Here is a 12,438-nt window from a genome sequence, read left to right as displayed (position 1 = left end):
ACCGCCGGGTCAGCCGCGACGCAGGCGCGAACGGACCGCGCGCAGCGGCTTGGTCACTCGCCAGGAGACGGACCCCTCGACGAGACGCCGGTGCTCCTCACTCGCGGCGAGCCGCTTCTCGCTCCGTGCCAGCCGCTCGTGGAACCCCGCCAGGACGGCGGACTGCTCCGCGTCGAGCCGGGCGGCCGACTCGAGCCGGGCCCGCAGGTCGGCCTGCTCGCTGCGGGCTCGCCGCAGGTCGTCCTCCAGCCCGGCCTGCTCCGCCATCACCGTGTCGACGCCGCCCCCGGCCTCGACGGCGCCGAGCTGGGCCGCCAGCCGGAGGTTCTGGTCCCGCACCGCCGCCAGCTCCTCGCGCACCCGCTCCCGCTCCGCCGAGGACTCCACCGCGATCCGCTCGGAGAACTGGTCGGCGAGGATGTACGACGCTCCGCCCGCGACCTCGTCGAACGCGCGGAACCTCCGCTCGCGGTCGAAGACGACGACGGAGTCGTAGAAGTGCACGCCACCCAGCTCGCGCGCCCACACTGACGACCGGTCGAGGCTCTGGTGGTGCTGCGAGTGCAGGTCGTCGACCCGGTCCCGCGCCCACGTCAGGAACGCGCCGGGCTCGCCCAGGCCGCCCCCGAAGCTGGGCCAGTACGACGTGTGCGTGTCCTCGACGATCAGCAGCCCGTCGTCCTTGAGCAGCGGGAACAGCGTCTCCGCGGTGACGATCTGCTGCTGCATCGTGTGCCCGCCGTCGTCGATGACGACGTCGAACGGGCCGTAGGTCTCGTGCAGTCCACGGAGGAACGCCGGGTCGGCCTGGTCCCCCAGCTCGACCACGAACCGCCCCTTGGTCGCCCGCACCGCGGCGTCGTCGATGTCGGCGCCCACGATGACCGCGTCGGGCCCGAAGTACTTCTGCCACATCGTGAGCCCGCCGCCGCGGTAGACGCCGATCTCGAGGACGCGCACCGGTCGGCCCCGGTACCGCTCGAGGTGGCGGTGGTAGACCGGGAAGTAGTGGGGCCACTTGTGCAGGACGCCGCCACCCGACCGGTTCGCGAGGAAGTAGGCGAAGAGCGGGTTGTCGGCCAGCTCGGGCCAGCGCTCGCCGAGGTAGAAGGCCGCGCGGTAGCACTCGTTGACGATGTCCTTGTCGAGTCCCGCGTCCGCGCAGGCGTCGCCGAGCTGCCGCGCGAGCTCCGTGGGCGGGAGGTCCCGTCGCAGGATGTCGCAGAGCCGCACCACGAGGGCGTCGGAGGCGTGGTCGGACCCCTCGAGGATCAGCCGGGCGTGGGTCGCGTCGTCCGTGGAGACCGCGTACAGCACTCGGGCGATCGTCGTTCGGTCCAGCATGACCACTCCTCCAGGTGACGTCGCGCGGGCCCGGAGGCGTCGACCTCGACGTCGCACGGCCGTCCGTCCGGCGACGGTGTCGGTTGCATCTCTCGCCGTCCCCTGCGCCGCGTACGGACTGCCGGTCGAGCATGCTCGGCGAAACGGTACCAGCGAGGTCCCCGTGACCCGCGACACCGGATCGTGCGAACTGCCCGTCCCCTGCGCTCCTTCGGCCGTCGCGGGCGGCGGCTAGGCTGTGATGTCCCCACCGACCCACCCGGAGGTCCTCGCCGTGCACGTGCTCGTCACCGGCGGAGCCGGCTTCATCGGCTCCAACTTCGTCCACCAGACCGTCCGCGAGCGTCCCGACGTGCAGGTCACGGTGCTCGACGCACTGACCTACGCGGGCGACGAGCGGAGCCTGGACCCGGTCGAGGGGAAGGTCGTCTTCGCCAAGGGCGACATCGCGGACCCGGACATCGTCGACAGCCTGGTCAAGGACGTCGACCTGGTCGTGCACTTCGCGGCGGAGTCGCACAACGACAACTCGCTGCACGACCCGTGGCCGTTCCTGCGCACGAACATCATCGGCACGTACCAGCTCCTCGAGGCGGTCCGGCGGCACGACGTGCGCTTCCACCACATCTCGACCGACGAGGTCTACGGCGACCTCGAGCTGGACGACCCGGCGAAGTTCACGCCGGAGACCCCGTACAACCCGTCGAGCCCGTACTCCTCGACGAAGGCGTCCTCCGACCTCCTGGTGCGCGCCTGGGCCCGCAGCTTCGGCGTCCACGCGACCATCTCCAACTGCTCGAACAACTACGGGCCGTACCAGCACGTGGAGAAGTTCATCCCGCGGCAGATCACGAACGTGATCGACGGGGTGCGCCCCAAGCTCTACGGGTCGGGCGAGAACGTCCGGGACTGGATCCACGTCGAGGACCACAACAGCGCGGTGTGGGCGATCATCGAGCGCGGCCGCCGGGGCGAGACCTACCTCATCGGCGCGGACGGCGAGGAGAACAACAAGACCGTCGTCGAGGACATCCTCGAGATCATGGGCCAGCCGGCCGACGCCTACGACCTGGTGAGCGACCGACCCGGCCACGACCTGCGCTACGCGATCGACTCCACGAAGCTGCGCGACGAGCTCGGCTGGGAGCCTCGGTACCCGAACTTCCGCACCGGTCTGGAGGCGACGGTCGCCTGGTACCAGGCCAACGAGGCGTGGTGGCGACCCCAGAAGGACGCCACGGAGGCGAAGTACGCCCAGCTGGGCCGCTGATCTGCACAGATCCTCCACGACGCCCCTGCGCGCGCTCCCCCGGACAGGCGGGTAGCCCTTCTACCATCGACGGGTGACTCTCCGCCACGCTGCTGTCCAGCGCCCTCGTGCCGCCCGGCACTCACGACGTCTGCGGACCCACGGTGTCGCGCGAGCGATCGCGCTCGGCGTCACCGCCGTCGTGGTCTTCGGTGCGAGCGGGGTGGCCGCGGTCGCGGCCAAGCTCAACGGCAACATGGACAAGGTCGACGTCTCGGCGCTGGTGAACCCGATGCCGACGCCCACCAAGGAGCCGGACCCGGACGACCCGAACGCCGGTCAGGCCGTCAACCTCCTGATCCTCGGCTCCGACCAGCGCGACGGGCTGAACGGCGAGATCGGTGGCGACACCGAGGGGATGCGCTCGGACACGACGATGGTCCTGCACATCTCCGCCGACCGGTCGCGCGTCGAGCTCGTGTCCATCCCGCGCGACTCCCTCGTGGACATCCCGTCGTGCACGATGACCAACGGCAAGACCACCCGCGCGACGCACGGCATGTTCAACTCGGCCTTCGCGACGGGCTGGGACAACGGCGGGGACATGACCTCGGCCGCCGCGTGCACCATCAACACGGTCCAGCTGAACACCGGCCTCACCATCGACCACTTCGTCGTCGTCGACTTCGCGGGCTTCCAGCAGATGGTCGACTCGATCGGCGGCGTGCCGATGTGCATCCCGCACGACATGAGCTCGGAGCAGGCCCAGCTGGAGCTGGCGGCCGGGTTCCAGACGCTCGACGGCCCCACGGCCCTCGCCTACGCACGAGCGCGCAAGGGTCCGGGCGTCGGCGACGGCTCCGACACGAACCGCATCGGCAACCAGCAGAAGCTCATCGCCGCGATGGTGCGCGAGGTCCTCTCCCGGGACGTCCTGACCAATCCGCAGAAGCTGATCTCGTTCCTCAGCGCCGCGACCGGCTCGCTGACGACGGACAGCGGGATGTCGATCGGCAACATGACGGGCCTCGCCTACAACCTTCGCAACATCAGCAGTGGCAACATCACCTTCATGACGATCCCGTTCGCCGCCGCCAAGTCCGACCCGAACAGGGTCGAGTGGACCTCCGCGGCCGACGCCGTGTGGGCGAACATGGTCGCCGACACCCCGGCGCTCGGCGAGACGCCCGTCGCACCGGTCGCGACGACTCCGCCTCCCACCACCACGACGACCGCTCCGGTGGAGCCCGTCGCCCCCGTCGAGCCGGCCCCGGTGGAGACGAAGAAGGCCGGCCAGGAGGCGTTCAGCGTCGACGACACGACGGACGTCTGCTGAGGCATGGCTGCCGACGACCGGACCTCGCGCACACCACCCCCGAGCTTCGCACCCGGCTCTCCTGCACGTCCGGTGCGCCCGGACGACGCGGAGCCGATCGTGGTCGGACGTCCGTCGCGGCCCACCGCGCCGGCCCGGCCCGCGCGTTCGACGGCGGCGCGCGCCCCCCAGCCGGCGGCTCCGAGCTCTGACGCCCGACCGGCGTCCGGCCGTCCGCCGACGATCGCTCCCGCCGGACAGGGCACACGCTCCTCAGGGGCGTCGACACCGGTCGAGGTCCCCGGCCGCGCCGGCCGGCCCACGACACCCGCGCCCGCGCCGGCCCCCGCCGCTCCCCGGTCGACGTCCTCCCGTCCCGCGACCAGCCGTCCGGCCCAGCCGATCCGGCCGGCGGCCGGACGTCCGCCCTCCGGGCCGGCCGGGCCTCGACCGCCCGCGCCGACCGCGCAGCCGGGTGCTCGTCGCCACCGCCAGCTGGCCGTCGGCGCCGTCGCCACCCTGGTGCTCGTCGCGCTGCTCGCCTGGCCGATCGGCCTCGCGGTCTGGGCGAACGGCAAGGTCCAGCACACCCCGGCGCTCAGCGGTGCCGCGAACACCCCCGGCACCACCTACCTGCTGACCGGCTCGGACTCGCGCGGCGACGGCGGCATCGAGGAGGACGGCACCGAGGGCTCCCGGACCGACACGATCCTGCTGCTGCACGTCCCGGACAGCGGACCCACAGCGCTCATCTCGCTCCCGCGGGACACGTACGCCGAGATCCCCGGGAACGGTGCGGCCAAGCTCAACGCCGCCTTCTCCTGGGGTCAGGCGCCGCTGCTCGTGCAGACGGTCGAGGGGCTGACCGGGCTCACGGTCGACCACTACGCCGAGATCGGGATGGCGGGGGTCGAGCAGATCGTCGACGCGGTCGGCGGGGTGAACCTGTGCCACGACGCCGACGTGAACGACGCCGACTCCGGCATGGTGTGGACCGCGGGCTGCCACGACGTCGACGGCACCCAGGCGCTCGCGTTCGCCCGCATGCGCAAGGCGGACCCCACCGGGGACGTCGGCCGTGCGGAGCGGCAGCGGCAGCTGATCGGTGCCGTCATGTCCAAGGTCAAGCCCAGCCAGCTGGTCTTCCGGCCGGGCCAGCAGGTCGCGCTGATCGACGCGGGCACGCACGCGCTGACCGTCGACGACGGGTCGGGCATCCTCGACATGGCGAAGCTCGCGCTCGCGTTCCGCGCGGCCAACGGCGAGGACGGCATCACGGGGACGCCGCCGATCTCCTCCATCGACTACCGCCCGGGGGGCAACGTCGGCTCCACGGTCCTGCTGGACCCGGACCTGGCGCCGGCCTTCTGGGCCGCGATCCGGGACGGGTCCCTGCCGGCCGGTCCCGTCGGGGGCATGCCGGGCGCCTGACGCGTCAGGACATCGCCTGGACCATCCGTGGCCCCCGCATCACGCGGTCGAGGACCACGGACCGCGCACCCTCCAGCAGCGCGAGGGTCTCCCGCCTCAGGTACGGACCGCACGGCACCTCGACGTACCGGTGCACGGCCCAGGCCAGGCCCGTCACGACGACCAGTGCGGCCGCGAGCGCCACGGCCGCGGGCACCTGGTCCGCGAGCAGGCGGATGACGCCGAGCCCCCAGTACTCGTGCACGAGGTACAGCGGGTACGTGAGACCACCGAGCGCGACCAGTCCCCCGTGCTCCCAGCGCGACACGCGCGTCAGGACGACGACCGCGACCGCCGCCACGCACGCCACGACGGCGAGGGCGAGCAGCGGGGCCGAGGGGACGTACCCGGTGGTCCGCTCGAGCACCGCGGTGCGCGACGGCACGACGAGCGCCACGGCCAGCGCGGTGTTCGTCCCGACCGCCAGCCACGGCAGCAGCCGCCGTTCGGCCCTCTCGCGGTCCCCGACGAGCACGAAGAGCGCCATCCCCGCGGCGAACAGCGGGGCGTAGTCGGCCACGAGCAGCGTCGCGAGACCGGTCGCACCCGCGCGCTCGGCGAGCAGTGCGACCCACGGCCACACCAGCGCGACGCCGACGACCCGGCCACGGGTGATGCCGACCAGCGAGAAGATCCCGAGCAGGAGGTAGAACCGCAGCTCCGTCCAGAGGGTCCAGTAGACGCCGTCCACGTGGTCGACGCCGAGCGCCGACTGCAGCATCGTCAGGTTGACGAGCACCTGGTGCGCGGTGACCTGCTTGCCCTCGGGCCAGACCACCAGGAGCAGGAGCCCCGTGCTCAGCACGGCGACCCAGTAGGCCGGATAGAGGCGCCCGATCCGGGACGCGACCACATGCGCGGTCGGGCGGCCCCACGCGGTCATGAGGATGACGAACCCGCTGATGACGAAGAACAGCTCGGGACCCAGCGAGCCGTAGCCCGTCCACCGGCCGGCGCCCCCGAGCCGCTCCGCCTGGCCGTCTCCCCACGCCGAGCTCGTCCGCGCGGTGAAGTGGTAGAGGACGACGGCGGCGGCTGCGCCGAAGCGCAGGGCATCGAGCGCGGCGAGGCGCGGGCGGGGGCTCGCTGTCATCCGCTCGACGCTAGGCACCCGTCCGGGCACCCGCACCTCGAGGAGCGGGCGGTCACCGACCCTTCACAGGGTCAGACGCTGAACCCCACGGTCGGCCGTGACGTCGTCTGGGCGCGCAGGCGCTCCCCCTTGCCGTCGGCCTGACCCTGCAGGTCCTCCTGGAACGCCGCCATCGCGGTGCGGAGACGGGCGGCCTGCTCCCCCTCGCCGGACGCGAGGATGCGCACGGCGAGCAGGCCCGCGTTGCGCGCTCCCCCGATGGAGACCGTGGCCACGGGGACCCCCGCGGGCATCTGCACGATCGAGAGCAGCGAGTCCATGCCGTCCAGGTACGCCAGCGGGACCGGGACGCCGACCACCGGGAGCGTCGTGACGGCGGCGAGCATGCCGGGCAGGTGCGCGGCCCCGCCGGCGCCGGCGATCACCACGCGCAGCCCGCGGTCCGCGGCGCTGCGGCCGTACGCGATCATCTTCTCGGGCTGACGGTGCGCCGAGACCACGTCTATCTCGACCGGGACGTCGAACTCGGCGAGCGCCTCGGAGGCGGCCTTCATGACCGGCCAGTCCGAGTCCGAGCCCATGACGATCCCCACCAAGGGCTGCACAGCCATCACCATCTCCATCCGCACGTCCGACCGTCCCGACGCCGCCCATCATGTCCCAGGCGGTCCGCGTCGTGCCGCACCGGGTGGCCCTGTTCGCGTCAGGCGGACGCGTCGCCCTGCAGGAGGGCCGCGGCGGCGACGGCTCGACCGCGGACATCGTCCAGGTCGTCGCCGCTGACGTTCACGTGTCCGAGCTTGCGCCCCGCACGGACCTCCTTGCCGTACAGGTGCACCTTGGCGGCCGGGTCGAGCCGCGCGACCTCGGCCAGGGCGTTCGTCGGGTCCGGCAGCGTGCTGCCCAGCACGTTCGCCATCACCGTCCAGCGGGAGCGGGCGGCGGTGTCGCCGAGCGGCAGGTCGAGCACCGCGCGCAGGTGCTGTTCGAACTGGCTGGTGACGGCGCCGTCGATGGTCCAGTGGCCCGAGTTGTGCGGGCGCATCGCGAGCTCGTTGACCAGCACCCGGGGCGGACCGCCGGCTGTGTCCGCGACCTCGAACAGCTCCACGGCCAGCACGCCCGTGACCCCCAGCCCGGCGGCGATGCGGGTGGCCACGTCGACCGCCTCCGCCTGCGTCGCAGGGTCCAGGTCCGGGGCGGGGGCGACCACCTGCGCGCACACACCGTCACGCTGGACCGACTCGACCACGGGCCACGTACGCGTCTCGCCGCTGGGCCGCCGGGCGACCAGGACCGCCAGCTCACGGGTGAACGGCACCTTCTCCTCCGCCAGCAGGGGCGCCCCGGTGCCGTCCGCGGCGGCGGTGAACCAGTCCACGACGTCGCCGGCGTCCCGCACGACGCGGACACCCTTGCCGTCGTACCCGCCGCGGGCCGTCTTCACCACGGCCACCCCGCCGTGGTCGGCGAGGAAGGTCGCCAGGTCCGCGGCCGAGGGCAGGGCCGCCCACGACGGGACCGGGATCCCCAGCGCGGTCAGCCGCGTGCGCATGACGATCTTGTCCTGTGCGTGCACCAAGGCTGCCGCGTCCGGGTGGACCGCGATGCCCGCGCTCTCCAGGCGGTCGAGCAGCGCGTTCGGCACGTGCTCGTGCTCGAACGTGAGCGCGTCGGCGCCGTCGACCAGCCGGGTGATCGCCGCCTCGTCGGACGCCGACCCGACCGGTGCGTCGACGACGACCTGGGCGGCCGACGACGTCGAGCTCTCGACGAGCACCCGCAGGTGCACCCCGAGAGCGGTCGCCGGCGGCGCCATCATCCGGGCGAGCTGCCCACCACCGACCACTGCCACCACGGGTGCTGTCACGGGCGACGACACTAGTCGAGCGCCGCTCGACGCCGAAACGCTTCGCGCCGGCCCGGTGCGACGGCGCCCAGGTCGCGGGGCTATCCTCACCAGACCGCTGTGGGACAACACCGAGGAGCTCCGTGAGCGCCAGCGACGAGCTGACCGACGACAGGACCGTCAGCGCGCCCCCCGTCGCCCCGGCCGTGCGCGCCGCCGCGCTGCGGGCCCGCGCCTACGAGCTCGCGCGGTTCCTCTCGGTGGGCGGCATCGCGTTCGTCGTCGACCTCGGTCTGTTCAACCTGCTCCGGTTCGGTCCCGGTGAGGTGCTCGGGCACAAGCCCCTCACCGCCAAGGTCATCTCGGTCGTCGCCGCGACGCTCGTCGCCTGGCTGGGCAACCGGCACTGGACGTTCTCCCAGCAGCGCACCGACCGGCGGGCGCGCGAGCTCGCCGTCTTCGCGGGCATCAACGTCGTCTGCGCCCTCATCCCGGTGCTGACGCTCGCGTTCTCGCACTACACGCTCGGCCAGACGACCGCCCTCGCGGACAACGTCGCCACCGTGATCGGGATCGGGATCGGGACCGTCCTGCGCTACCTCGGCTACAAGCGGTGGGTGTTCACCGGCCTGCGGGTGCCCGCGACGACCTGACGGACGTTCCTCGTCAGGGCACGTCCGCCTGCACGACCGTCGCGTCGCCGGATCCGGTCAGTGCTCCGTCGGACGCCGGCACGAAGACCGACTGTCCGCGGGTCAGCAGGAGCAGGCTCCCGTCCTGCGTCGCGATCTCGACCTCGCCCTCCAGGCACACCAGGATCCGCGGACCACGGCCCGGCAGCCGGGTGGGGCCGTCGTCCGTGAGCCGGGTGACCGAGAGCTCGAAGTCGTCCACGGGCGCGTAGAAGATCCGCGTCGACGTGAACACCTTCTCGGGGGCGATCCGGATCGGGGGCGCGGCGATGCAGTCGACGTTGTCCAGCAGCTCGACGACGTCGACGTGCTTGCGCGTCAGGCCGGCCCGGAGCACGTTGTCCGAGTTCGCCATGATCTCGACGCCGACCCCCTGCAGGTAGGCGTGCACGGTCCCGGCGGGGATGAACAGCGCCTCTCCCCTGTTCAGCGTCACCGGGTTGAGCAGGACGGAGGTCACCGCGCCGGGGTCCCCGGGGTACGCCGCCGCGAGGCGCATCACCGTGCGGTCGGTGCGGGGGGACGGCGACCCGTCGGCCAGGCGGCGCGCGCAGGCCTCGGCGAACTTCGCGACGTCCGCCGCGCCCGGCCGCGTCTCCGGCTGCAGGAGCCACTCGAACGCGGTGCGCACCCCCGCCGACGTGGGGTCCGCGGCGAGCAGCGCGTGCAGGTCGGCCGCGAGCGGGGTGTCGAGGTCCGCCAGCAGCTCCGCGGCCCGTCGCGGGGCACGGAACCCGACCATCGCGTCGAGCCTGCTCAGCGCATAGACCAGCTCCGGCTTGTGGTTGTCGTCCCGGTAGCTGCGCTCGGGTGCGGACACCGGGATCCCCGCCGCGTCCTCGGCCGCGTAGCCGGCGCGGGCCCGCTCGAGCGTGGGGTGGACCTGCAGGGAGAGCGGGGCGTTCGCCGCGATGATCTTGAGCAGGTACGGCAGGCGCGCGCCGAACCGCGACGTGACGTCCGCACCGAGGTGGAGGTCGGCGTCCGCCCCGATGAGCTCGTCGAGCCCGCGCGGTCCGTCGGCGGTCTGCACGGTCGACGCGGCGCTGGTGTGCGCACCGAACCAGGCCTCCGCCACCGGTCGCCCGTCCGGCACCAGGGACAGCACGTCGGGGATCGCCGTCGTCGAACCCCAGGCGTAGTGCTGGATGGCTGGCGTGATCCGGTACACGGCGTACGTCTCCTGCGGGTGCTCGTGGTCGTCGTAGCGACCTAGGTTACGTGGCCCGCACCCGTCCGAGGCGCTGCAGCCGGGTGATCCCGGGCATACCGGTCACCGCCGACGCCGGTCCATCCGTGCCGAGACCACCGCTCCCAGGGGCAGCACGACGTCGGGTCGCATCGAGGCCGGCACCCCCGCGAGGAACAGCGCGAACACCGCCGGACGGCGCTGCGCCAGCTCGAGCCGACCGCCGTCGGCGGACGCCAGGTCGCGGGCCAGCGCGAGCCCGAGGCCGGTGCCCTTCCCGGACGTCACCTCGCGCTCGAAGATCCGGGGGGCTAGGTCGTCGGGTACTCCGGCACCCTCGTCGGCCACCTCGACGACGACCGCGCCCGAGGGCCCGCTCGGCCGGGAGCGGACGGTCGTGGTGCCGGCGCCGTGCCGCAGCGAGTTCTCGATGAGCGTGGCGATCACCTGCGCGAGCGCCCCCGGCGTCGCGAGCACCTGCGTCGCGCGGTCGACCTCCACGACGAGGCGTCGGCCCGACGCGAGGAACGTCGGCTGCCACTCCTCCTCCTGCTGGTGCACGACCTCGAGCAGCCGCACTGCCTCGGTGGTGCCGCCCTGGAGCCGACGGGAGCTGGCCAGCAGGTCGTCGACGACGCGCACCAGCCGCTCGACCTGCTCCAGCGAGATGCGTGCCTCCTCGCTCACGTCCGGGTCGTCCGTGGCGACCATGATCTCCTCGAGCCGCATCGACAGCGCCGTCAGCGGCGTGCGCAGCTGGTGGGAGGCGTCGGAGGCGAACTGCCGCTCGGCCGCCAGCCGGCCGGCCATCCGGTCCGCGCTGCGCGCGAGCTCGGCCGCGACGAGGTCGATCTCCTCGACTCCCGACGGCTCGAGGCGCGGCCGCACCTGACCGGCACCCAGCTGCTCCGCGGACGCGGCCAGGTAGACGAGCGGGGCGGTCAGCCGGTTGGCCTGCCAGATCGCCATCGCGATGCCGGCTGCGAACGCGACGACGGCGGCCACGACGACGAGCGCGATGACGCGGGCACTGAGCCAGAAGACGTCCCACCACGAGACGTACAGCAGGACCTCCGCGCCCGTGTCCGAGTCGACCTTCACCGAGAGGCTGCGGCCCTGGATCCGCTCGCCCGCCTGGTAGAGCTCACCGTCGGGCGTCCGGACGATCACGGAGGCAGGGACCTCCCCCACGTCACCGGTGTAGTTCTCGAGCATCCGGTCCGTGAGCGCGATGTCCTGCTCGACGCGGAAGTCGACGGCCCGCGCGGCGGACTCGGCACGCGCGGACAGCGCCTGCATCTCGTTCTCGCGGACCAGCTGGGCGCCGAGGAAGGCCAGGGGGAAGCCGAGCAGGACGACCGCGACGGTGACCGCGGCGATCGTCGCTTGCAGGACGCGACGGCGCAAGGCTCAGCCCCGCTCGGCGCTCGCGCCGCCCGTCTCGAACCGGAAGCCCATGCCGCGCACCGTGGTGACGTAGCGCGGGGCGTTGGCGTCGTCGCCGAGCTTGCGGCGCAGCCACGAGACGTGCATGTCCAGCGTCTTGGTCGAACCCGTGGGGTCCGACCCCCAGACCTCGCGCATGAGCGTCTCTCGTGCGACGACGGTGCCGGCGGCCCCCACGAGCACGCGCAGCAGGTCGAACTCCTTGGCGGTCAGGTGCAGCTCGCGCTCGCCCTGGAACGCGCGGTGCGCGGCGACGTCGACGCGGACGTTCTGCGCGTGCAGCTCGTCCTCGTCGCCCGGGTCCCCCACGCTGCGGCGCAGCAGCGCCCGGACGCGGGCCAGGAGCTCGGCCAGCCGGAAAGGCTTGGTCACGTAGTCGTCGGCACCGGCGTCGAGCCCGACCACGAGGTCCACCTCGTCGGCGCGCGCGGTGAGCACCAGCAGCGGCGTGGTCAGGCCGAGGTTGCGGATGGCGCGGGCGACGTCGAGGCCGTCCATGTCCGGCAGGCCGAGGTCGAGGACGACCAGGTCAGCCGCTGCGGCGCCGTCGATCGCACCTTGACCAGTACCTTGCACGCGCACGTCATAACCTTCACGCCCGAGGGCGCGGGCCAAAGGTTCGGCAATCGCGGGATCGTCCTCGGCCAGCAGCACCTGGGTCATTCGCCCATGCTAGGTCATGGGACGGTCTTGACCGCCATAGGGGCGCGCACACAGGTTTCCGTGAACTATCTGCTCCTCCGGGCGGACCCGTCGCGCGGCGCGGTCGTCCTGCGGGGGCACGCCGCCGG

11 protein-coding genes are annotated in these 12,438 nt (G+C 72.8%); 4 read left to right on the top strand and 7 right to left on the bottom strand.

Features of this window, described 5'->3' with window-relative positions:
- Positions 1–9: 9 nt before the first annotated feature.
- The gene (locus J2X26_RS07685; protein ID WP_307491173.1) at positions 10–1,344 is read right to left on the bottom strand and encodes a class I SAM-dependent methyltransferase; all 1,335 of its coding nucleotides are present in this window, start codon (positions 1,342–1,344) and stop codon (positions 10–12) included.
- A gap of 274 nt (positions 1,345–1,618) precedes the next feature.
- Here J2X26_RS07685 and rfbB point away from each other — a divergent pair, with 274 nt between their 5' ends.
- The 3 genes from rfbB (at position 1,619) to J2X26_RS07670 (ending at position 5,339) form a co-directional block, all read left to right on the top strand.
- The gene (gene rfbB, locus J2X26_RS07680) at positions 1,619–2,614 is read left to right on the top strand and encodes a dTDP-glucose 4,6-dehydratase (protein WP_307492232.1); all 996 of its coding nucleotides are present in this window, start codon (positions 1,619–1,621) and stop codon (positions 2,612–2,614) included.
- Between the two features lie 73 nt (positions 2,615–2,687).
- Positions 2,688–3,929: an LCP family protein gene (locus J2X26_RS07675; protein WP_307491172.1), complete on the top strand. Its 1,242-nt coding sequence runs from the start codon at positions 2,688–2,690 to the stop codon at positions 3,927–3,929.
- Between the two features lie 99 nt (positions 3,930–4,028).
- Positions 4,029–5,339 (top strand): LCP family protein, encoded by a 1,311-nt coding sequence (locus J2X26_RS07670; protein WP_307491170.1) that lies wholly within the window; start codon positions 4,029–4,031, stop codon positions 5,337–5,339.
- Positions 5,340–5,343: 4 nt separating this feature from the next.
- On the opposite strand, the gene J2X26_RS07665 is transcribed toward J2X26_RS07670, so the two are convergent.
- From J2X26_RS07665 to J2X26_RS07655, 3 genes are all read right to left on the bottom strand, one after another.
- Positions 5,344–6,471, bottom strand: a complete 1,128-nt coding sequence (locus J2X26_RS07665; RefSeq protein WP_307491169.1) for an acyltransferase family protein — start codon at positions 6,469–6,471, stop codon at positions 5,344–5,346.
- Between the two features lie 71 nt (positions 6,472–6,542).
- Entirely contained in the window at positions 6,543–7,082 is a 540-nt protein-coding gene (gene purE, locus J2X26_RS07660) for a 5-(carboxyamino)imidazole ribonucleotide mutase (RefSeq protein WP_307491168.1), read from the bottom strand.
- A 92-nt stretch (positions 7,083–7,174) separates the two neighbouring features.
- Positions 7,175–8,341 carry a 5-(carboxyamino)imidazole ribonucleotide synthase gene (locus J2X26_RS07655; protein ID WP_307491166.1) on the bottom strand — a complete coding sequence of 389 codons (1,167 nt, stop codon included), beginning with the start codon at positions 8,339–8,341 and terminating at the stop codon, positions 7,175–7,177.
- Positions 8,342–8,463: 122 nt separating this feature from the next.
- Here J2X26_RS07655 and J2X26_RS07650 point away from each other — a divergent pair, with 122 nt between their 5' ends.
- Positions 8,464–8,973: a GtrA family protein gene (locus J2X26_RS07650; protein WP_307491165.1), complete on the top strand. Its 510-nt coding sequence runs from the start codon at positions 8,464–8,466 to the stop codon at positions 8,971–8,973.
- A 13-nt stretch (positions 8,974–8,986) separates the two neighbouring features.
- Here J2X26_RS07650 and manA read toward each other — a convergent pair whose 3' ends face one another.
- From manA to J2X26_RS07635, 3 genes are all read right to left on the bottom strand, one after another.
- Positions 8,987–10,183 carry a mannose-6-phosphate isomerase, class I gene (manA, locus tag J2X26_RS07645; protein WP_307491163.1) on the bottom strand — a complete coding sequence of 399 codons (1,197 nt, stop codon included), beginning with the start codon at positions 10,181–10,183 and terminating at the stop codon, positions 8,987–8,989.
- A 102-nt stretch (positions 10,184–10,285) separates the two neighbouring features.
- On the bottom strand, positions 10,286–11,608 hold the full coding sequence (locus J2X26_RS07640) for an ATP-binding protein (RefSeq protein WP_307491161.1): 1,323 nt from the start codon (positions 11,606–11,608) through the stop codon (positions 10,286–10,288).
- A 3-nt stretch (positions 11,609–11,611) separates the two neighbouring features.
- Positions 11,612–12,310 (bottom strand): response regulator transcription factor, encoded by a 699-nt coding sequence (locus tag J2X26_RS07635; RefSeq protein WP_056585365.1) that lies wholly within the window; start codon positions 12,308–12,310, stop codon positions 11,612–11,614.
- Positions 12,311–12,438 lie beyond the last annotated feature (128 nt).

Source organism: Cellulomonas humilata (assembly GCF_030814415.1).
Lineage (GTDB): Bacteria > Actinomycetota > Actinomycetes > Actinomycetales > Cellulomonadaceae > Cellulomonas > Cellulomonas humilata_A.
The sequence above is the reverse complement of the archived record's forward strand: the minus strand, read 5'-3'. Positions and strand labels throughout refer to the sequence as shown.